The sequence below is a fragment of the Nonomuraea sp. NPDC050783 genome (assembly GCF_040802095.1).
Classification (GTDB): domain Bacteria; phylum Actinomycetota; class Actinomycetes; order Streptosporangiales; family Streptosporangiaceae; genus Nonomuraea.
The window spans coordinates 361,057-380,288 of record NZ_JBFAHK010000005.1 but is presented as its reverse complement, the minus strand read 5'-3'; the positions used below and the strand labels follow the sequence as shown (position 1 = coordinate 380,288).

At 71.3% G+C, this 19,232-nt stretch carries 23 protein-coding genes; 14 read left to right on the top strand and 9 right to left on the bottom strand.

From position 1 onward, the window contains the following. Window positions 1-76: 76 nt before the first annotated feature. From trxA to AB0H75_RS16340, 3 genes are read right to left on the bottom strand one after another with little or no spacing between them, the layout of a single operon-like run. Window positions 77-382 (bottom strand): thioredoxin, encoded by a 306-nt coding sequence (gene trxA / locus AB0H75_RS16350; RefSeq protein WP_367796713.1) that lies wholly within the window; start codon window positions 380-382, stop codon window positions 77-79. A 5-nt stretch (window positions 383-387) separates the two neighbouring features. Further along, window positions 388-756 (bottom strand): MerR family transcriptional regulator, encoded by a 369-nt coding sequence (locus tag AB0H75_RS16345; protein WP_367796711.1) that lies wholly within the window; start codon window positions 754-756, stop codon window positions 388-390. A gap of 41 nt (window positions 757-797) precedes the next feature. Beyond that, window positions 798-1,496 (bottom strand): class I SAM-dependent methyltransferase, encoded by a 699-nt coding sequence (locus AB0H75_RS16340; RefSeq protein WP_367796709.1) that lies wholly within the window; start codon window positions 1,494-1,496, stop codon window positions 798-800. 56 nt (window positions 1,497-1,552) lie between these two features. On the opposite strand from AB0H75_RS16340, the gene AB0H75_RS16335 reads away from it, so the two are divergent. From AB0H75_RS16335 to AB0H75_RS16305, 7 genes are all read left to right on the top strand, one after another. Continuing rightward, window positions 1,553-2,362: a sugar phosphate isomerase/epimerase family protein gene (locus tag AB0H75_RS16335; RefSeq protein WP_367796707.1), complete on the top strand. Its 810-nt coding sequence runs from the start codon at window positions 1,553-1,555 to the stop codon at window positions 2,360-2,362. Beyond that, window positions 2,359-3,129 (top strand): class I SAM-dependent methyltransferase, encoded by a 771-nt coding sequence (locus AB0H75_RS16330; protein WP_367796705.1) that lies wholly within the window; start codon window positions 2,359-2,361, stop codon window positions 3,127-3,129. Before AB0H75_RS16335 ends, AB0H75_RS16330 begins: the two co-directional genes overlap by 4 nt. Further along, window positions 3,126-3,707, top strand: coding sequence for a TetR family transcriptional regulator (locus AB0H75_RS16325; RefSeq protein WP_367796703.1), 582 nt, complete (start codon window positions 3,126-3,128; stop codon window positions 3,705-3,707). The genes AB0H75_RS16330 and AB0H75_RS16325 overlap by 4 nt, the downstream gene beginning before the upstream one ends. Before the next feature lie 149 nt (window positions 3,708-3,856). After that, window positions 3,857-5,962 (top strand): (Fe-S)-binding protein, encoded by a 2,106-nt coding sequence (locus AB0H75_RS16320; RefSeq protein WP_367796701.1) that lies wholly within the window; start codon window positions 3,857-3,859, stop codon window positions 5,960-5,962. A 148-nt stretch (window positions 5,963-6,110) separates the two neighbouring features. Then, window positions 6,111-6,905 carry a hypothetical protein gene (locus AB0H75_RS16315; protein ID WP_367797139.1) on the top strand — a complete coding sequence of 265 codons (795 nt, stop codon included), beginning with the start codon at window positions 6,111-6,113 and terminating at the stop codon, window positions 6,903-6,905. Further along, window positions 6,902-7,969, top strand: coding sequence for a glycosyltransferase (locus AB0H75_RS16310; protein ID WP_367796699.1), 1,068 nt, complete (start codon window positions 6,902-6,904; stop codon window positions 7,967-7,969). The genes AB0H75_RS16315 and AB0H75_RS16310 overlap by 4 nt, the downstream gene beginning before the upstream one ends. A gap of 37 nt (window positions 7,970-8,006) precedes the next feature. Beyond that, window positions 8,007-8,288 carry a metal-sensitive transcriptional regulator gene (locus AB0H75_RS16305; RefSeq protein ID WP_080044376.1) on the top strand — a complete coding sequence of 94 codons (282 nt, stop codon included), beginning with the start codon at window positions 8,007-8,009 and terminating at the stop codon, window positions 8,286-8,288. Between the two features lie 131 nt (window positions 8,289-8,419). On the opposite strand, the gene AB0H75_RS16300 is transcribed toward AB0H75_RS16305, so the two are convergent. Together AB0H75_RS16300 and AB0H75_RS16295 are read right to left on the bottom strand one after the other, a co-directional pair. Next, a complete protein-coding gene (locus tag AB0H75_RS16300) occupies window positions 8,420-8,581 on the bottom strand; it encodes a hypothetical protein (protein ID WP_020540796.1) in 162 nt (53 codons plus the stop codon). Between the two features lie 216 nt (window positions 8,582-8,797). Continuing rightward, entirely contained in the window at window positions 8,798-10,222 is a 1,425-nt protein-coding gene (locus AB0H75_RS16295) for a hypothetical protein (protein ID WP_367796696.1), read from the bottom strand. 54 nt (window positions 10,223-10,276) lie between these two features. On the opposite strand from AB0H75_RS16295, the gene AB0H75_RS16290 reads away from it, so the two are divergent. After that, entirely contained in the window at window positions 10,277-11,179 is a 903-nt protein-coding gene (locus tag AB0H75_RS16290; protein ID WP_367796694.1) for a hypothetical protein, read from the top strand. On the opposite strand, the gene AB0H75_RS16285 is transcribed toward AB0H75_RS16290, so the two are convergent. Continuing rightward, window positions 11,151-11,672: a gamma carbonic anhydrase family protein gene (locus tag AB0H75_RS16285; RefSeq protein WP_367796692.1), complete on the bottom strand. Its 522-nt coding sequence runs from the start codon at window positions 11,670-11,672 to the stop codon at window positions 11,151-11,153. The two genes, AB0H75_RS16290 and AB0H75_RS16285, sit on opposite strands and share 29 nt — an antisense overlap. A gap of 150 nt (window positions 11,673-11,822) precedes the next feature. Here AB0H75_RS16285 and AB0H75_RS16280 point away from each other — a divergent pair, with 150 nt between their 5' ends. Next, a complete protein-coding gene (locus AB0H75_RS16280; protein ID WP_367796690.1) occupies window positions 11,823-12,932 on the top strand; it encodes a hypothetical protein in 1,110 nt (369 codons plus the stop codon). Window positions 12,933-13,102: 170 nt separating this feature from the next. Here AB0H75_RS16280 and AB0H75_RS16275 read toward each other — a convergent pair whose 3' ends face one another. The 3 genes from AB0H75_RS16275 to AB0H75_RS16265 form a co-directional block, all read right to left on the bottom strand. Then, on the bottom strand, window positions 13,103-13,348 hold the full coding sequence (locus AB0H75_RS16275; protein ID WP_367796688.1) for a hypothetical protein: 246 nt from the start codon (window positions 13,346-13,348) through the stop codon (window positions 13,103-13,105). Window positions 13,349-13,471: 123 nt separating this feature from the next. Continuing rightward, on the bottom strand, window positions 13,472-14,224 hold the full coding sequence (locus AB0H75_RS16270; protein ID WP_367796686.1) for a GntR family transcriptional regulator: 753 nt from the start codon (window positions 14,222-14,224) through the stop codon (window positions 13,472-13,474). Between the two features lie 152 nt (window positions 14,225-14,376). Then, a complete protein-coding gene (locus AB0H75_RS16265) occupies window positions 14,377-14,919 on the bottom strand; it encodes a VanZ family protein (protein ID WP_367796684.1) in 543 nt (180 codons plus the stop codon). A 136-nt stretch (window positions 14,920-15,055) separates the two neighbouring features. On the opposite strand from AB0H75_RS16265, the gene AB0H75_RS16260 reads away from it, so the two are divergent. The 5 genes from AB0H75_RS16260 to AB0H75_RS16240 are packed head-to-tail and all read left to right on the top strand — an operon-like array spanning window position 15,056 to window position 19,202. Continuing rightward, window positions 15,056-16,465, top strand: a complete 1,410-nt coding sequence (locus tag AB0H75_RS16260; protein ID WP_367796682.1) for an aldehyde dehydrogenase family protein — start codon at window positions 15,056-15,058, stop codon at window positions 16,463-16,465. Next, entirely contained in the window at window positions 16,458-17,270 is an 813-nt protein-coding gene (locus AB0H75_RS16255) for a 2-keto-4-pentenoate hydratase (RefSeq protein ID WP_367796680.1), read from the top strand. The genes AB0H75_RS16260 and AB0H75_RS16255 overlap by 8 nt, the downstream gene beginning before the upstream one ends. Before the next feature lie 25 nt (window positions 17,271-17,295). Then, window positions 17,296-17,721, top strand: a complete 426-nt coding sequence (locus AB0H75_RS16250; protein ID WP_367796678.1) for a RidA family protein — start codon at window positions 17,296-17,298, stop codon at window positions 17,719-17,721. Beyond that, window positions 17,718-18,233 carry a 3-hydroxyanthranilate 3,4-dioxygenase gene (locus AB0H75_RS16245; RefSeq protein ID WP_367796676.1) on the top strand — a complete coding sequence of 172 codons (516 nt, stop codon included), beginning with the start codon at window positions 17,718-17,720 and terminating at the stop codon, window positions 18,231-18,233. Before AB0H75_RS16250 ends, AB0H75_RS16245 begins: the two co-directional genes overlap by 4 nt. Then, window positions 18,234-19,202 carry an amidohydrolase family protein gene (locus AB0H75_RS16240; RefSeq protein WP_367796674.1) on the top strand — a complete coding sequence of 323 codons (969 nt, stop codon included), beginning with the start codon at window positions 18,234-18,236 and terminating at the stop codon, window positions 19,200-19,202. Window positions 19,203-19,232 lie beyond the last annotated feature (30 nt).

Genomic DNA, 19,232 nt, shown 5'->3' with positions numbered 1-19,232 from the left:
GCAGGCTAGCGCCGCCCGCCGACAATCCTGGCCACCCGCGGCCCGGGCCGCGGATGGCAAGGGGCCGGCGAGCAGGCTACGCGAGGCCCAGGTCGGACTCCAGCAGGCGCTTGGGCTTGGCGCCCACGACCCGCTTGACCGGCTCGCCGTTCTCGAACAGCAGCAGCGTGGGGATGCCCATCACGCCGTACTTGGCCATGATCTCGGGGTTCTCGTCGGTGTTGAGCTTGCCGATCGTCAGGCCGCGCTCGGCCTCGATCTGCTCCAGCACGGGCGCCACCATCCGGCACGGCCCGCACCACTCGGCCCAGAAGTCGACCAGCACCGGCTTGTCGCTCTTGAGCACCTGCTCCTCGAAGTTCTCGGTGGTCAGCGTGATCATGTTATTCATCCCCTCACGAAGCAACCTGGGCACGACTGGGCGAGCTGGGCGGCGACCTCGGCGCGGCGGGTGAGCAGGAGCCGGATCTCCTCGTCGATCTCCTCCAGCTTGCGCTGGTAGACCTCGACCGACTCGGCGCACGAGCCGCCCGTGCTGTGCCCCCTGCGCAGGCAGTCGACGAACGGCCGGGTGTCCTCCAGGGTGAAGCCGACCGCGAGCAGGGCCCGGATCTCGCTGACCAGCTTCACGTCCTCCTCGGCGTACTGCCGGTAGCCGTTGGGGCCGCGCCGGGCCTGGAGCAGCCCGTGCTGCTCGTAGTAGCGGAGCGAGCGCGTGCTCACCCCGGTACGTTCCGCCAGCTCTCCGATGCGCATATGTCTACGGTAAACGTTGACACCGACGTCAATGTCAAGCCTCAGTAGTGGCGCCAGCGCAGCACGTTCGGATAGGCCAGCTCCAGGCCGGGGGTCTCGGCGATGGCCTGCTCGGCCACCTCGGGCGCGAACTCGATGCGCAGCACCGCCTCCAGGTCGGCCCGGCGCTCGAAAGCCATGCGCAGGTCGAGCGGGCGGCGCTGCCAGCCCTGGCGGTCCCAGAACGCCTCGACCTCGCGGGCCGAGTACGACGGCACCGTCCGCGCGAACCAGCGGCCGAACGGGCCGCGCGTGGCGTCCAGGTCGATGACGAAGGCCGTGCCGCCGCGGCGCATCACCCGCGACAGCTCGCGCAGCCCCGGCTCGCAGCCGGGCCCGAAGAAGTACGCCCAGCGCGCCATCGCCACGTCCACGCCGGCGTCCGGCAGCGGCAGGTCCTGGGCCGCGGCGGTGTGGACGGTCACGTTGGGCAGGGCGGCGCAGCGGCGGCGGGCCAGCGCGGCCAGGTCGCCGTGCGGCTCCACGCCGATCACCCGGGCGGCGGCCGCGGCCAGGCCGGGCAGGTGGTAGCCGGTGCCGCAGCCGATGTCGAGCACGGTGGCGCCGTCCCAGGGGCGCACGGCGCGCATCGCCGCCTCGGCGGCCCCCTCGGGATCGACGGCGCGGTTCTCCAGCTCGTAGACCCGCGGGGTGTTCCAGATGTTCGGGCTGGGAATCGCCCCCTTCGCAATGCGTGGCATGCCCCAACGCTAGGGGGTCGCGCGCCTTATCGGCTTCATCGGCTTAGGCTGGCAACGTGGCTGATGTCATCCGCGTGCCCAATGCGAAGATCGCATTGTCCACCGCCTCGGTATATCCGGAACGCACTCCCGACGCGTTCGAACTGGCCGCCCGGCTGGGCTACGACGGCGTGGAGATCATGGTCGGCGCCGACCCGGTGAGCCAGGACATCGACGTGATCGAGCGGCTGTCCGAGCACTATCACGTACCCGTCCTGGCGATCCACGCCCCCTGCCTGCTGGTGACGCAGCGGGTGTGGGGCCGCGACCCGTGGGCCAAGCTCCTCAAGGCGCAGAAGGCGGCCGAGCGGCTCGGCGCCTCCACCGTCGTGGTGCATCCGCCGTTCCGCTGGCAGCGCGACTACGCCCGGGAGTTCGAGGCCGGGCTGGCCAGGATGCGCGACGAGACGGACGTCACGTTCGCCGTCGAGAACATGTTCCCGCTGCGCGCCAGGGGCAACGACGTGGTGCCCTACTCGCCCGACTGGAACCCGATCGACTACGACTTCCCGCAGGTCACCCTCGACCTGTCGCACACCGCCGTGTCCGGCTCCGACGCGATGGAGATGGCGAGCAAGCTCGGCGACCGCCTCGCCCACCTGCACCTGGCCGACGGCGTCGGGGTGACCAACAAGGACGAGCACCTGGTGCCCGGCCGGGGCAACCAGCCGTGCGCCCAGATGCTGGAGCGTCTGGCCAACACCGGCTACTCCGGCCTGGTCGTGCTGGAGATCAACACCCGCAAGGCGGCCAGCCGCAGCGAGCGCATCGACGACCTGGCGGAGGGGCTGGCCTTCGCCCGGCTCCACCTGGCGGCCACCACATGAACATCGGGCCGGGACGGGAGCTGGGCGGGGTCTTCGACCGGGTGGCCGACGCCTACGACGCCGGTCGGCCCGGCTACCCCGACGAGACCTACCGCGCCGTGCGCGAGCTGAGCGGCGTCGACCTCGACGGCGCCACGGCGGTGGACGTCGGGGCGGGCACCGGCATCCTGACGCGGGCGCTGCGGGCGCGCGGCGCGCGGGTGGTCGCCGTGGACCCCGGCGCCGAGATGCTGGCGCGGCTGTCGGCACGCTCCGACGGCGGCCGGCCCGAGGTCGTCGCGGTGCAGGGCGACGGCAACGCGCTGCCGGTGGCCGACGGGAGCGCCGACCTGGTGACGTACGGGCAGTCCTGGCACTGGCTCGACCCGGCGGCCTCGATCGCCGAGGCCCGGCGGGTGCTGCGGCCCGGCGGCGCGATCGCGGCCTGCTGGAACCTGCGCCACGCCGGCCAGGCCGACTGGCTGGCCGCCTACGAGGCCCGGCTGGCCGAGGAGGTGCCCGCCTATTGGGGGCCGGCGGTCGAGGAGTGGGCGGTGCCGCCCATCGCCGCGGCCTTCGAGGTGGTCGGCGAGCGGTGGATTCCGTGGACCAGGCTCATCGGCATCGAGCAATTCCTGCTCGACCTGCGCTCCCACTCCTACATGGCGGCGCTGTCGCCGGAGGCCGCCGACGCCCTGGTCGAGCGGCAGCGGGCGGAGCTGCGCAGGGAGTTCCCCGAGGGCGTGCTGTCGGTGCCGATGCGGGTCTACCTGGCGGTGGGCCGGTGACCACCAGGCGGGGGCCGGGGCGGCGGCCCGGCGCCGCCGACACGCGCGGGGAGATCCTGACGGCGGCCCGGCGGGTGTTCGCGGAGAAGGGGTTCGACAAGGCCACGGTACGCGGCATCGCCAGGGAGGCCGGCGTCGATCCCGCGCTCGTCCACCACTACTTCGACACCAAGGAAGGCATCTTCGCGGCGGCCATGCGGCTGCCCGTCTCCCCCGAGGTGATCGTCCCGACGTTGCTGGAGGGGCCTCGGGAGGAGATCGGGGAGCGGCTGGTGCGCATGCTCCTGCGCGTGACGGCCGCGCCCGAGACCCGCGAGCCGATGGTGGCGCTGCTGCGCTCGGCCATGACGAACGAGCAGGCGCAGGTGATGTTCCGCGAGTTCATCACCAACGCGCTGCTCTTCCAGGTGGCCGACCGGCTGGCGGTGCCCTACCTGCGGATCGAGGCGGCGTTCTCGCAGATGTTCGGAGTGATCGTGGCGAGGTACGTGCTCAAGCTGGAGCCGATGGCGAGCGCCGACCCTGAGGAGCTGGTGGAGCTGCTGGGCCCGACGATCCAGAGGTACTTCCTGGGCTAGAGCATTGTTCTGGAGGCGGCTTTCACCTTAGGGTATGTCGCGTACCCCGGATATGTTACCCGCCGGTAGTATCCAGGGTAATGGCCTGTGAGGCGGCTGTGCGTACGCTGACAGCCAACGACAGCCAACGTCGTCTGTGGGAGGACCCCGTGCTCTGGGTAGCCATCATCGGGCTCGTCATGACCGTCCTGGCGGTGGCCGTCGCCGGCCGCCGGGTGCGGTTCCTGTACAAGCTCGCCACCGTGGGACCGCCCGCGCCCGAACGCGTCGAGTACGCCAGGACGCACGCGGGCGAGGAGATCAAGGCGCAGCTCACCGAGGTCTTCGGGCAGAAGAAGCTGCTGAAGTGGACCCCCTCGGGCGTGGCCCACTTCTTCGTCATGTGGGCGTTCTTCATCCTGCTGACCGTCTACATCGAGGCCTACGGCGCGATCATCCAGGGCGCGGTCACCGGCCACCCCGACTTCCACATCCCGCTCATCGGGACCTGGGGCGTGCTGGGCTTCCTCCAGGACTTCATCGCCGTCGCCTGCCTCGTGGGCCTGGTCGTCTTCGCCGCGATCCGGCTCAAGGAGAACCCCAAGGCGCTCGGCCGGGCCTCCCGCTTCTCCGGCTCCCACCTGGGTGGCGCCTGGCTCGTCCTGTTCATGATCTTCAACATCATCTGGACGTTGTTCCTCGCCCGCGGCGCCTCGGCCGCCAACGGCAACTTCCCGTACTCCTCGGGGGCGTTCGTCTCGCTGGCACTGGGCGACGTGCTGCCGCCGAGCGGGCTGCTGGAGGAGATCGCGCTGCTGCTGCACATCGGCTTCATGCTGGTGTTCCTGGTCATCGTGGTGAACTCCAAGCACCTGCACATCTTCACCGCGCCGCTCAACGTGCTCTTCTCCCGCCGCCCCAACGCGCTCGGCCCCGCGCCGGAGATGCGCGTGGACGGCAAGCCGGTCGACTTCGAGGACGAGGACCTCGACCCCGAGCGGCTGGGCCGGGGCAAGATCGCCGACACCACGTGGAAGGGGTTCCTGGACTTCTACTCCTGCACGGAGTGCGGCCGCTGCCAGTCGCAGTGCCCGGCCTGGAACACCGACAAGCCGCTGTCGCCGAAGATGCTCATCCTCGACCAGCGCGACCACGCCTTCAAGGTGGCGCCGTACCTGATGGCGGCGCAGAACGGCGTCGAGCACAAGGACACCGACGTGCTGGCGCTGCTGGAGAAGCCGCTGGTCGGCGAGGACGGCGTCATCCACCCCGACGTGCTGTGGTCGTGCACCAACTGCGGCGCCTGCGTCGAGCAGTGCCCGGTGGACATCGAGCACATCGACCACATCCTCGACATGCGGCGCTACCAGGTGATGGTGGAGTCGTCGTTCCCGTCCGAGGCGGGGGTGATGGTCAAGAACCTGGAGAACAAGGGCAACCCCTGGGGGATGTCCGAGATGAAGCGGGCCGACTGGATCGAGGAGCTCGACTTCGAGGTCGAGGTCGTCGAGGACAAGATGCCCGAGGGCACCGAGTACCTGTTCTGGGTGGGCTGCGCGGGCGCGCTGGAGGACCGCGCCAAGCGCACCACCAAGGCCGTCGCGGAGCTGCTGCACATCGCGGGCGTGAAGTTCGCGGTGCTCGGCCCGATGGAGGCGTGCTCCGGCGACCCGGCCCGCCGCCTCGGCATGGAGTACCTGTTCAACATGCTCGCCCAGCAGAACATCGAGACGCTGAACGAGGCGGGCGTCAAGAAGATCGTCGCCACCTGCCCCCACTGCTTCAACACCCTGGCCAACGAGTACCCGCAGCTCGGCGGCACCTACGAGGTCGTCCACCACACCCAGCTCCTGTCGAAGCTGGTGGACGAGGGCCTGCTCACCCCGGTCACGCCGATCGAGGAGAAGATCACCTACCACGACCCGTGCTTCCTCGGCCGCCACAACAAGGTCTACTCCCAGCCCCGCGACATCATGGCGAAGGTGCCGGGCGTCCAGACCCAGGAGATGCACCGGCACAAGGACCGGGGCTTCTGCTGCGGCGCGGGCGGCGCGCGCATGTGGATGGAGGAGCGCATCGGCAAGCGCATCAACACCGAGCGCGTGGACGAGGCGCTGACCACCGATCCCGACACCGTCTCCACCGCGTGCCCGTTCTGCATGGTGATGCTCGGTGACGCGATCAACGAGAAGAAGAACAGCGGCGAGGCCAAGGAGTCGCTGGAAGTCGTGGACGTCGCCCAGCTGTTGATCAAATCGGTCAAGGGCGCTTCCTGACGATGAAAAGTCGGACTCCTCCACACGTGGTGTGGAGGAGTTCCGTCTGCCGACAAGGGTGGTTACGAGAAATCTGCCATCCACATAACGGGAAAATCACGGTAACCTCAACGTCGCATGGGTCTATTCGACGGGGAGGGGGCTCGTGATGGGCGTCGTCGTCACCGACGCCGAGGTGACCCTGGCCGACGTGCTCTCCCTGCGACTGGCCCTCGACGAGCCGCTGCGCGAGGGGACCGAGCTCGTCCTGCGGCACCGCACCACGGGGGTGGAGCGGGAGGCGGTGATCGGCACGCCGGGGGCGCGGGCGCGCGAGGCCACGCTGGCGGTCTCCCTGGCCCCGCTCGACCTCACGGCCGGCCGCTGGGACACCTACCTGCGCCACGACGGCCGGCGCAGCCGGCTGCGCAGCGTCGACCCCGGCTTCTCGCTGGACCACCTCGACGCCTACGCCCTGTGCAAGCGCACCCTGGCCTACCGCTCCTACCGCACCCGCAACGGCTTCCTGGCGCTGAAGATCAGTGACGCCGAGCCGGTGGCCGAGGTGCGCCGGGTGTGGTTCAGGGAGGGCCGCTTCGAGGTCATGGGCCTGCTGGCCTACACCGGGCTGGAGGACGACGACTCCCGCCACGAGGCCACGCTCACCCTCGACCGCCGGCAGGCCGGCGCGCGGGTGACGGCCACGGCCTTCGTCCAGGGCGTGCGCTTCCACGCGGCCGTCTCGCTGGTGGACGTGCTGGCCGCCGACCCCGGCGGAGCCGGCACCTGGGAGCCCGCGTTGCAGGTCGAGGGCGTCCCCGCGCCGCTGCGGCTCGGCTCGCACCTCGACGACGTGGACGGCAAGCGCCGCCGCCTCCACTATCCCGCCGCCCAGGTGGACGGCGTGCCCATCCGCCCCTGCTACACCGCCGACGACGAGCTGCGCATCGAGGTGGGCGGATGAAGGTCAGCCTGATCCTGCCCTCGGCCTACGGCATGCGGGGCGACGTACGCGCCACGCTCAACCTCGCCAACGCCCTGGCCGAGCGGCACGAGGTCGAGGTGATCAGCGTGCGGCGGCAGAAGGAGAAGCCGTTCTTCCCCGTCGGGCCCGACGTGGCCATGCGCAGCGTGGTCGACGCCCGGCCGGGCGTGCGCCACCTGCTGCCGCACGGCCAGGTGCGCACCGAGGTCGCGCTCTGGCGGGCGCTGCGCGGGCTCAGGTGCGACGTGCTCGTCACCACCCGGCCCGCGCTCGGCGTCCAGGCCGCCAGGCACGCGCCCCGCGAGATCGTCAGGATCGCCAGGGAATGGACGCGGCCGGTCGTGCCGGGGCCGGTCAAGCGCTTCTACCCGCGCCTGAGCGCCGTCGTGACGGCCACGGAGGCCGGCCAGGAGGAGTGGGGCAGGCTGCTCGGCGGCGGGCCCCCCGTACGCTGCGTGCAGGACGCGCTGCCGGCCGGGCCGTGGCCGCGCTCGCGCATGGACAACAGGATCGTGGCGGCCGGTGGGCGCTGGGTGGCGCTCAAGGGCTACGACCGGCTGATCAGGGCGTTCGCGGTGGTGGCCGACAAGCGTCCCGACTGGCAGCTCAGGCTGTACGGCTCGGGCCCCGAGGAGCGGCGGCTGCGCGAGCTGGTGCAGGAGCTGGACCTGCACAACCACGTCTACTTCATGGGCACCACCCCCGACCTGACCGGCGAGTTCGCGAAGGCGTCGATCGTGGCCAACCCCTCGCGCGGCGACGACCAGGCCATGACCGTGCTGGAGGCGATGGGCTGCGGGGTGCCGGTGGTGGCCTTCGAGGGGGCGCGGGCGCCGGCCGAGTTCGTGGCCACCGGCTACAACGGGGTGCTGGTGCCGGAGTCCGGCTCCGACGAGGAGCTGTTCGCGGCGGCGCTGCTGGCGCTGATCGACGACGAGCGCAGGCGGCGCTCGCTCGCGGCCGGCGCGCTGGACACCGCGACGCGGCACGCGGCGGGCGAGGTGGCCGGGCAGTGGGAGAAGCTGATAGCGGATCTGCGCTGAGCCGCGGCCGTATACGGGTTACGGGTACCGTAGAACCATGCATGGGTACAGCGGAGACAAGCAGGCATATCTGACGCGGCTCAGGCGAATCGAGGGCCAGATCAGGGGCCTGCAGCGGATGGTCGACGACGACGCCTACTGCATCGACGTCCTCACGCAGGTCTCCGCCGCCACGCGGGCCCTGCAGGCCGTGGCGCTGGGCCTGCTGGAGGAGCACATCTCCCACTGCGTGGCCGACGCCATCAACACGGGCGGCCCGGAGGCCGAGGCGAAGGTGAAGGAAGCCTCGGCGGCCATCGCCCGGCTGGTGCGGTCGTAGGCCCTCACCGCGGGCACCCGATCGGGGGGAAGCGCCTCCTCCTTTCGAAGGAGGCGGCCGGTGCCGGTGACTAGTTATGCGAAACCCCGGGAACGAGGTTCCCGGGGCCCGGTAATCGTCGTGATGGTTCTTCAGCGGCTCGCCGAAGTCCGCAATCCGAGCGCGTCGTCGAGTTCGTCCAAGGTCAGCCGCCGCTCGCTGACAGCCACGGCCGTGAGCACCTCGGCGTAGAGCGCAATCTCGTCCAACGCGACACGGTCGTGGACCCGAGAGTCCAGGTCGTCGTGCCCCACCGCGTCGTCCTTTCCTTCCGCAGCCCACACCCTCTTCGAGGTTACGGGGCGACCCCCTTCCGGCGACATGGCCCATAGGAGTCATTCCTTTCGGCACCCCGGGGGCCCCAGTGGGGTCATTTCCCGAATCGGAGATCACAATTCAGCGAATTTACTGATCGTTCCAGCGTTAGAACGATATAGGCGAGGTAAGAGGGAAATGGCGAGATTAGTGGTTTAGATGTGACATGGGCCATCGTCATGATGATCGTCGCGCTCGTGGATGAGCTTGGCCACGAGCGCCGACTGGCCCGCGAGCCCCCGCTCCGGCACCTTGGCCCCGGTCAGGCGCCCCCACGCCAGCCCCATCGCGTACGCGGCCCCCAGCACCGACGCCGCGCTCGTCCGGTCCGGCGGCGCCACCTCCAGCACCGGCGCGGGCACGGTGGACACCCCGCCCGCCCGCGGGCCCGCCGGGAATCCCTCGGGGGCGGTCGTCTCCGCGACGGAGGTCTCGGTCAGCCCCGCCCGCTCCAGCTCCTCGTAGGCCGCCCTGAGCCGGTGGTCCAGCCGGGACGGCAGCCGCCGCCGCGAGTCCGACAGGTCGGCCAGGAACGCGGCCGCGGCCCGCGTCGGATCGGGAGTGAAGGCCAGCGCCTCGGCCAGGTCGTAGACGGTGTGGGCGAAGTGCGCCTCGGCGTCGGTCTCCGGCAGCAGCGCCCGCGCCAGCCGCGCGGGAGCGCGCTCCAGCCACGCCCGCCGCACCGCCCGCGCGTCGGGCGGGCCCTCATGGGGACGGCTGTGGAGGCCGCTGTGGAGGCCGCCGGGAGCGCCGCCGGGAGAGCCGCCGGGCGGGACGCCGTCCAGGCCGTCCAGGGACGGGCGGCGCAGCACGGGCTCCACCATGGTGAGCAGCGCGAGCGCCCGCGGCCGGAAGCGGGTGTCGGACATGAGGATCTGCGCGGCGTCGGCCATCACGGCGGCCAGCCGGAGCGCCGCGCGCGGCCGGCCGGCCCGCGCCCGCTCGGTGACCAGCGTGACGAGGTCCAGCAGCGGCGGCGCCGGCAGCCAGCGCACCCACTCGTCACCGGGCAGCGGGCGGCGCAGGTACTCGCCGAAGACGGTGAGCAGCCGCTCGTTGCCGTCGAAGGCCGGCGCGTACGAGCACCACATGATCGTGCCCCACACGGCCGCCACCGTGGCGGGCACGTCGCCGGCGAAGATGTCGTCGAAGGCCGTCAGCGGGTAGTCCAGCTCCGACTTGCGCCCGCAGGCCCGCACCAGCACCCGCAGCCGCTCGGTGAGGCCGGCGGAGACGTCGGGGCCGATGAAGGCCATCGTGGAGCCCGGCTCGGCGTGGAAGTCGGGCCCGGTGGGCACCACCTCCGGGGGCAGGTCGGCCGCGGCGTGCCGGACCTGCCGGGCCCGGGAGCCGCGCGGCGGCGGCGCGAGGTGCCAGCGGCCCGCGGCGGGGTCGTACAGGTGCCAGCGGGCGTGCGCGCCGAACAACCACCGGTCGCCGTCGCGGGTGACCAGGACACGGGCGGCCAGCACGTGGGCGCGGTCGGGCATCGGGAGCTCCTGCCAGCGCGGGTCGGCGACCATCGCGCGGACCGCCGCCTCGGCGGAGGTGAAGGCATCCCAGGGTGGCACGGGCGTCATCGTACTTGGCGGGCCCGGATCAACCCATTGGCATTTCACGGCAGAATGTCCGCTATGAGGGTGAAGGTAGCGGGAACGTTGGCGGTCGTGAGCGTGGTCGCCGGATGCGGTACGGCCACCTCGGCGCAGCCCACGTCCACCGGCGCCGGCGTGCTCACCCTCGACCGGGCCACCCCGCCCGCGCCCGGCGGGGAGGTCGGCGGCGCCTCCACCGAGTTCGCGAGCGCGGCCGACCTGACCATGTGGACGAAGCTGAGCGACACCGAGAAGGACGTGGACCGGATCGCCAAGCTCGACGTGAACAAGACCGTGAAGGGCGCGCTCTACCTGGAGCCCAAGACCTCGACCTGGTTCGACGGCTTCCGCGGCCCCTTCCTCTACCAGGAGCTCGCCGGCGACATCGTCATGCACGCCCGGGTCAAGGTCGAGGGCAGGAGCGGCGGCCGGCCGAAGCGCACGTTCTCCCTCGGCGGGCTCATGGCCCGCCAGCCCGGCTCGTACGCCAACCCCAACTGGGTCTCCATCACCACCGGCACCGGCGAGAAGAGCGGCCGGATCGAGGTGAAGTGGACCGAGAACGGCAGCTCCAAGCCGAAGGAGATCCCGGTCAAGGCCGGCTGGGTGGACCTGGTGCTGGCCCGGGCCGGCCGGGTCTTCGCGGCGCTCTACAAGGAGGAGGGCGGCGCGTGGAAGGTGGGCCAGCGCTGGCCCTCGGCCCTTCCGGGCGTCCTGCAGTGGGGCGTCACCGCCTACACCGACTGGGACAGCTACGCCGCGCTCAAGAAGGACCCGGCCAAGGCCAACGCCCGCCAGGTCAAGGGCCGGCCCGACCTGAAGCTGACCGTCGACTTCGTGCGGTTCTTACGCCCCGAGCTGCCGGACTACGCCGACCCGCTGAACAGCGCCTCGGTCTCCGACCCGGTCCTCGTCAAAGCGCTGACGCCTGCCGGTGCCTGAGCGCCTTGGCCATGTAGTTGTCCGGCGTGCGGGCGAAGGAGGCCCGGTCGCCGTCGGTGAGCTCGCGCACGATCCGGCCCGGCACGCCGGCCACCAGCACGCCGGACGGGATCTTCTTGCCGGGGCCCACGAGCGCCCCGGCGGCGACCAGCGTGCCCGCCCCGATCCGGGCGCCGCCCAGCACGATCGCGCCGATGCCGACCAGCGCGCCGGACTCGACGTGGGCGCCGTGGACCGTGGCCCTGTGGCCGAGGCTCACCCGGTCTTCGAGGATCGCGGGCTCGCCGGGGTCGGCGTGCAGGCAGCACAGGTCCTGTACGTTGCACTCCTCGCCGATCTCGATCCGCTCGTCGTCGCCCCGCAGAACGGAGCCGTACCAGATGCTGGACGCCCGCCCGATGCTGATCCGGCCGACCACGGTCGCGCCGGGGGCGATGTACGCCTCAGGATGGATGTGCGGGACCGCGCCTTCGTCCAACGCTGCTATGTACATTCGTCACATCGTAATTCCCGGCCCGGGTATGGCGTTCCGGTTGCGGACGTGGGCAGATGGCAGGAAAGTCGTTTCCTGACGTCTCGCTGTCAGACCCTTACAACCCGCAGTTTTCCCCCGCCTCACGCAAACCACCTTTAGGTAACCCCCATGACGAACCAGCACGAGAGCATCCCCGATCTGATGCAAGAGGACACCTTCGAGGTCGTGATGCGCGGCTACAACCGCCGCCAGGTCCACGACTACATGCTCCGCACCCGTAACCAGATACGGGATCTGGAGGAACAGCTGGCACGGGCGATCGACCAGGCCGAGCAGGGCCGCGTCGAGCTGGCGGAGGCCCGGCGGCGCATGGTCGAGACCCCGCAGAGCTATGAGGACCTCAGCCCGCGGCTCGCCCAGATCCTCCGCCTCGGCGAGGAGGAGGCCGCGGCCAAGAGGGCTGACGCGGAGGCCGAGGCCACCGCGCTGCGCGAGGCGGCCAGGTCCGAGGCCGAGCGGTTGCAGACGACCTCCCGCGAGACCGCCGACAAGATCCTGACCTCCGCGCAGGCGGAGGCGGAGCGCCGGGTGACCGAGGCCACGCAGGCCGCCGAGCGCATGCTGGCGCAGGCCGGCTCGGACGCCGAGGAGCAGCTCACCTCGGCCCGCACGGAGTCGGAGGAGACCCTGCGCGAGGCGCGGGCCGAGGCGGAGCGGCTGCTGACCGGCGCCCGGGCCGAGTCCGAACAGCTCCTGAAGAACGCCAACGCCCAGGCCGAGCAGCTCGTCGCGGAGGCGCGCGCCGAGGCCGAGTCGATGCTCGCCACCGCCCGGCAGCGCGTGGCGGCGCTGGACGAGCAGGCGGGGCGGCGGGTGGAGTACCTGTCCAACACCCACACCGAGGTCGTGCGCCGGCTCAACGAGATCGGCTCGGTGCTCGGCGACCTCATGCGGACCGAGGCGAGCGCCGGGCCGCTGGTCCCCGAGGCCCTCGCGCCCGCCCGGCAGCAGCCCGAGCTGCCGCCGCAGCCCGAGCCCCACCCGCAGGACGATGTCCGGGTGATCGTCGAGGACGAGCAGCAGCAGCGGGCGGAGGAGCGGCCGCAGGCGGAGAAGCGCCAGCGGGCTGAGGAGCGCCAGCGGGCTGAGGAGCGCCAGCGGGCTGAGAAGCGCCAGCGGGCTGAGGAGCCGCCGCAGGCGGAGGAGCGGCCGCGGGAGGACGAGCAGATCTCCTCCGACGACACGCAGGTCACGATCGTCCGCGTCCCGCCGAAGTGACCGCGTGAGCGAAGTGACCGCGTGAGCGGAAGCCTCCGCCCCCGATAGGGTCGGAGGCTTCCGCGCTCGTGGGCCCGCGGTTGGGGGCCCGGTGCCGGGGCCGCCGAGACGCTGGACCCGGCACCGGGCTGCTCTGCGTGCGTCCGCCGCGGAACGCTCCACGGCGGACGTCAGGGTGGTGGTGCGGGGCCGGTCCGCCACCGGTGTGGCTCGCCGGCCCGTCGTTCCTGGTCCCGGAGGTGGTCGCGCAGGCCCTCCGGGTCGTCCGCGTCGATGGTCATCGCACATCCGGCATCGCGCTGCGTCGCGCTCAGCGGATGGTGCCTCGTGGCCCACCAGCGGCCCGCGTCGCTCCGCCAGATGGTCCAGTGGGGGTATTCCCGGGCGATCTCGGCGAGGTGCCGATCAAAGGACATCGCCGTCCATCCTTCCGGGGCCCCAGGTGAGGTTTCCATCTCCTTAGACGATGAAGGACTTCTCTAGAGATATCTATGATCGTGATGGACAGGTCAACCTATCGCTTGACAGATCGGGTTGAACTAGGCGTCGAAGTCGTACTGGAGTACGTATGCCGCCGAGTCCAGCACCATCTCGTTGACCTCGACGGGAAGCCCGCCCGAGGTGTACGCCGTACGCGCGATGACGATGACCGGCGTGCCGCCCGGCAGGTCGAGCAGCGCGCTCTCGCGCGGCTGCGGCATCCGGGCCCGCACCTCCTCCGTGAAGTGGGCCGGGGGCACGCCGAGGTCGCCCAGCCTGGCGTAGACGCCGCCGGGGCCGGTGTCGGGAAGGGTGATCGCGCTGTCCTGGACCAGGTGCGCGGGGAAGAAGGAGGTCGCCAGTTGCACGGGCCTGGTGTCGACCGAGTAGCGGCGGCGGCGCACCCACACCTCGCCGCTGTCGAGGATGCCCGCCACCTCCTCCGTGGCGCGCTCCAGCGCCACCTCCAGGTGATCAACGGTGAACGGCCGGCCCCGGGTGTCCGCGTCCCAGATGGCCCGGCCCTGACCCCACTGCTCGCGTGACAGCCGGCGTGAGCCGTGCCGTCGGATCGGTTTGAACAGCCGCACGTAAACCCCCGAGCCTCGTCTGGGCACCGCCAGCCCTTCGTTGATCAGTACGGCAAGCGCCTGCCTGGCGGTGGCTCGTGCGATTGCGTATTCGGCCATCAGTGCGTTCTCGCCCGGTAGTCGGTCCCCGTCGCGCAGCTCGCCGGCGAGGATCCGGGCGCGGAGACCGTCGGCGATGCGGCGATAGATAGGGGGCTCGTGGGGTACCGGGGATTCAGACAACTTTGATCACCCTCTGTCACCAACCAGGTTGTGGCGTCTCCAGAGAACTTGCCCCGTCTTGTCCACGATCGCACAGATACCAAGGTTGGTCGCGGGTTGTTTTTGAGCGGATCGTGCCCGTGTGGTGAACTACGCGGTGTTTAAGCGGGCCGTTACCGTGGAACGGTCCCGGCCGGTATTCGGGAAGCCCACCAGCGGCGAGTAACCGCTGCGAAGATCATCGCGCCCGCCGTGTTGAGGATGACGTCGTCCACGGACGAGAAACGTCCCAGTCTCAGCATGAGTTGGAGCATCTCGACCAGGACCGAAAAGGCCGCCGCGACCGCCGCAACCCGGGCCAGAGAGGCCATCGCCGGGGTGCGTACCGGCAGCAGTGCCCCCAGCGAGGCGAACACCAGCAGATTGCCTCCCACCTGCACGAACACCGCCTGCCACGGCGCGGAGGCGAGGTCGGCGAGGTCGGCGAAGGGAATCAGCGAGACCCCACCGGGGCCGTCCGAGGGGGTGAGGATCATCCCTATCCAGGGGGCCGTGCCGACCACGATGCCGACATCGGCGATCGCGGTGCGCAGCGGCGCGGTACGGCCGGCGCGGGCGCGGCGGCCGGAGAGGATCATGATCGCGAGTGGGGCCAGAAAGAGGGAAAAGGTACCAGCAATAATGACGTTTCCCCACAATTCCCACGTCTGCGCCATCCGACCATCATGGACACCGATCAAGGGGTACCGGAAGATGTCCATTCGGACAGGTCTTTCCCGAGTCCTTTCCCCCCTGGTCGGGGGAGACGATGGCGATCGAGGGTCCCGTCGTCCCCGGAAGGAGGAGACCGCAGTGCTGACCCATTTCATCGGCGGCGAGCCGGTGGCCGCGGGAACGGCCTTCCCGGTCCACGACCCGATGACCGGCGCGGTGATCAGGCAGGTCTGCGAGGCCGACCCGGAGGTGGTCGACCGGGCGGTCCGCGCCGCGCGGGAGGCGGCCCGCGACTGGGCCGCGCTCCCGGTGGCCGAGCGGGCGGGCTGGCTGCGCCGCCTCGCCGAGGGCATCGAGGCCCGCTTCGACGACCTCGTGGCGGCCGAGATCGCCGACACCGGCAAGCCGCTCGACCAGACCCGCACCCTCGACATCCCCAGGGGCATCGCGAACTTCCGGGCCTTCGCCGAGATCGCCGCCCAGCGCCCCGACGAGGCGTTCCACCTGTCGGGCGTGCTCAGCTACACCGTGCGCAGGCCGCTCGGCGTGGTCGCGGTCATCGTGCCGTGGAACCTGCCGTTCCTGCTCATGACGTGGAAGCTGGCTCCCGCCCTGGTGGCCGGCAACGCCGTCGTGGTCAAGCCGTCGGAGCACACGCCGGGCTCGGCCGCCGTGTTCGCCGAGATCTGCGCCGCCGCCGGGCTGCCGGCCGGGGTGGTCAACATCATCTACGGGTACGGCTCCGCGGGCCAGCTCCTGGTCGAGCACCCCGGGGTGGACGCCGTGACGTTCACCGGCTCCACCAGGACCGGAACGGCGATCATGAAGGCCGTCGCCGAGCGGGTCAAGCCCGTCTCGTTCGAGCTGGGCGGCAAGAACGCCGGCCTGGTCTTCGAGGACTGCGACCTGGACCGCGCGGTCGAGGGCAGCGTGCGCTCGGTCTTCACCAACGGCGGCCAGGTCTGCCTGTGCACCGAGCGGCTCTACGTCCAGCGCCCGATCTTCGAGGAGTTCTGCGCCCGGCTGGCCGCGCGGGCCCAGGACGTCGCGCCGCAGCCGATGATCTCCGCCGAGCACCGCGAGAAGGTGCTGTCGTACTACGCCTTGGCCCGCTCGGAGGGAGCCAAGGTGCTCGCCGGCGGCGGCACGCCGTCGTTCGGCGATCAGCGCGACTCGGGCTATTTCGTGGATCCCACGGTGGTGACAGGCTTGTCGGAGTGGTCCCGCTTCAACAGGGAGGAGATCTTCGGTCCCGTGTGTCACGTCACCCCCTTCGACACCGAGGCCGAGGCGATCGACCTGGCCAACAACAGCGAGTACGGCCTGGCCGCCGCGGTCTGGACGGGCGGCCTCGACCGCGCCCACCGGGTGGCGCAGCGGCTGGAGGCGGGGCTGGTCTGGGTCAACACCTGGTACCTGCGCGACCTGCGCACGCCCTTCGGCGGCCTGCGCCTGTCGGGCATCGGCAGGGAGGGCGGCACCCAGTCCCTGGACTTCTACTCCGAACCCACCACGATCACGATCAAGATGGAGCTGCCCGATGGATGACGAATGGTCGCAGGCCGTGTGGTCCCAGGCCGTGGACGCGTGCTCGCAGGCCGCCGACCGGCTCGCCGAGGCGGCGCGTACCGGCAAGCCGTGCGCGCCGATCCGGGACCTGATCGGCACCGCCGCCGACGCCTACGCGGCCCAGGAGATCGCCACGGCGCGGGCGCTGGCCGAGGGGCGGCGGCTGGTCGGCAGGAAGGTCGGCGTCACCAACCCCGACATCCAGCGGCGGCTCGGCATCGACCATCCCACCTGCGGCGCGCTCTTCGCGGACATGGCCTGCCCCGACGGGCTGCCCATCCCGTACGAGCGGCTGCTGCAGCCGCGGGCCGAGGCCGAGATCGCGCTGGTGCTGGGCGCGGACCTGACGGGCGGCCCCTTCACGGCGGCCGAGGTCCTGCGGGCGGTCGACTTCGCGCTGGTCGCCATCGAGATCGCCGACTCCCGCGTGGCCGACTGGGACATCCGGCTCGCCGACACCGTGGCCGACAACGCCTCCAGCGGCCTGTTCGTGCTCGGCAACACGCCGGTCCCGCTGGCCGGGCTCGACCTGCGGGCGGCCGCCATGACGATGACCAGGGCCGGCGAGGAGGTGTCGGCCGGCTCCGGCGCGGCCTGCCTGGGCCATCCGCTCAACGCCGCCGTCTGGCTGGCCGACCGGCTGGGCCGTACCGAGCGGCCGCTGCGGGCCGGCGAGGTCGTGCTGACCGGCGCGCTCGGCCCGGTCGTGCCGGTCGAGCCCGGCGACGTGCTGGAGGCGCACGTCGAGGGCCTGGGCTCGGTGCGGGCGGTGTTCACGAAGTGAGGGCTCGCGAAGTGAGGTCCGCCCGGTGAGAGCGAAGGGCATCCGCGTGCCCGGCAAGGCCACGCCGCGCGGCCGCTTCCCGCACGTCAAGCAGGCCGGGGACTTCCTGTACGTCTCCGGCACGAGCTGCCGCCGCCCGGACGACACGTTCGTGGGCGTGGAAGTGGACAAGTACGGCGTGACGAACCTGGACATCCGCGCCCAGACCCGGGCGGTCATCGAGAACATCGGCGACATCCTCAAGGCAGCCGGCGGCTCGCTCGCCGATCTCGTGCAGATCACCGCCTACCTGGTGAACATGAACGACTTCAAGGGCTACAACGAGGTCTACGCCGAGTTCTTCGACGAGGAGGGCCCGACGCGGACCACGGTGGCGGTGCACCAGCTCCCGCACCCGCACCTGCTCATCGAGATGCAAGCCGTCGCCTATCACCCCCAGGAGCGATCATGATTGCGCCCATCGACTTCACCCGGTGGATCGACGAGCACGCCCACCTGCTCAAGCCGCCGGTCGGCAACAAGGTGGTCTTCGAAGGGGCCGGCGACTTCATCGTGATGGTGGTCGGCGGGCCCAACTCCCGCACCGACTTCCACGTGGACCCGTACGAGGAGCTGTTCTACCAGGTGCGGGGCAACATGCACGTCAACGTGGTCACCGAGGACGGCCCCGAGACCGTGCACGTCCGGGAGGGCCAGATGTGGCTGCTGCCGGCCGGCGTGCCGCACTCGCCGCAGCGGCCGGAGGCCGGCTCGGTCGGGCTGGTGGTCGAGCGCATCCGGCCGGAGGGCACGCCGGAGAGGTTCCAGTGGTACTGCGCGGAGTGCGGCGGCCTCGTCCACGAGGTGGAGCTGCAGGTACGCGACATCGTCAAGGACCTGCCGCCGGTCTTCGAGGCGTTCTACACCGACGAGAAGGCCCGCACCTGCGGCCGTTGCGGCGCGCTGCACCCGGGAAAGGGCTGAATGGTCACCGACGTCCACACGCACTACGTGCCCAAGGGCTGGCCCGACCTGGGCCGGCCCGGGGCGCCCCGGCTGCGGGTCGACTCCGAGCGCGAGGCGACCATCCTCGTCGGCGGGCGCGCGTTCCGCCGGATCGGGAGCGAGTGCTGGGACCCGGAGGTCCGGCTGGAGCGGATGGACGCCGACGGCGTGGACCGCCAGGTCGTCTCGCCCACGCCCGTCTTCTTCGGCTACGACCGGCCGGCCGCCGAGGGCGTGCGGATCGCCAGGATCTTCAACGACCTGGCGCTGGAGATCTGCGCCCACGAGCGGCTGGTGCCGTTCTGCCAGGTGCCGTTGCAGGACCCGGAGCTGGCCTGCGCGGAGCTGGAGCGCTGCCTGGCCGCCGGTCACCGCGGCGTGGAGATCGGCAACCACGTCGGCGACCGCGACCTCGACGATCCCGGCGTGACCGAGTTCCTGCGGCACTGCGCCGACCGGAACGTGCCGGTCTTCGTCCACCCGTGGGACCTGCCCACCGGCCCGCGCGTCGAGCGCTGGATGGCCCAGTGGCTCGTCGGGATGCCCGCGGAGACCCATCTGTCCGTCCTGGCGATGATCCTCGGCGGCGTGTTCGACCGCGTCCCCGACACGTTGCGGATCTGCTTCGCCCACGGCGGCGGGTCCTTCGCCTTCTGGCTCGGCCGCTTCGAGAACGCCTGGCACCGCAGGCCCGACCTGGTGGGCGTCTCCGAGCGGCCGCCGTCCCACTACCTCGGCAGGTTCAGCGTCGACTCCGCCGTCTTCGACGAGCGCGCGCTGCGGCTGCTCGTGGACACGCTGGGGGAGGACCACGTGATGCTCGGCAGCGACTTCCCCTATCCGCTCGGCGAGTCGCCCGCGGGCGGTCTGATCAGGCGCGCCGGCTTCCTGTCCGGCCCGGCGCGCGCCAAGCTCCTCTCCGCCAACGCCGAGGCGTTCCTGGGCTGAAGGGGGTTCCCCGTACGCGTGCCCGCGCCG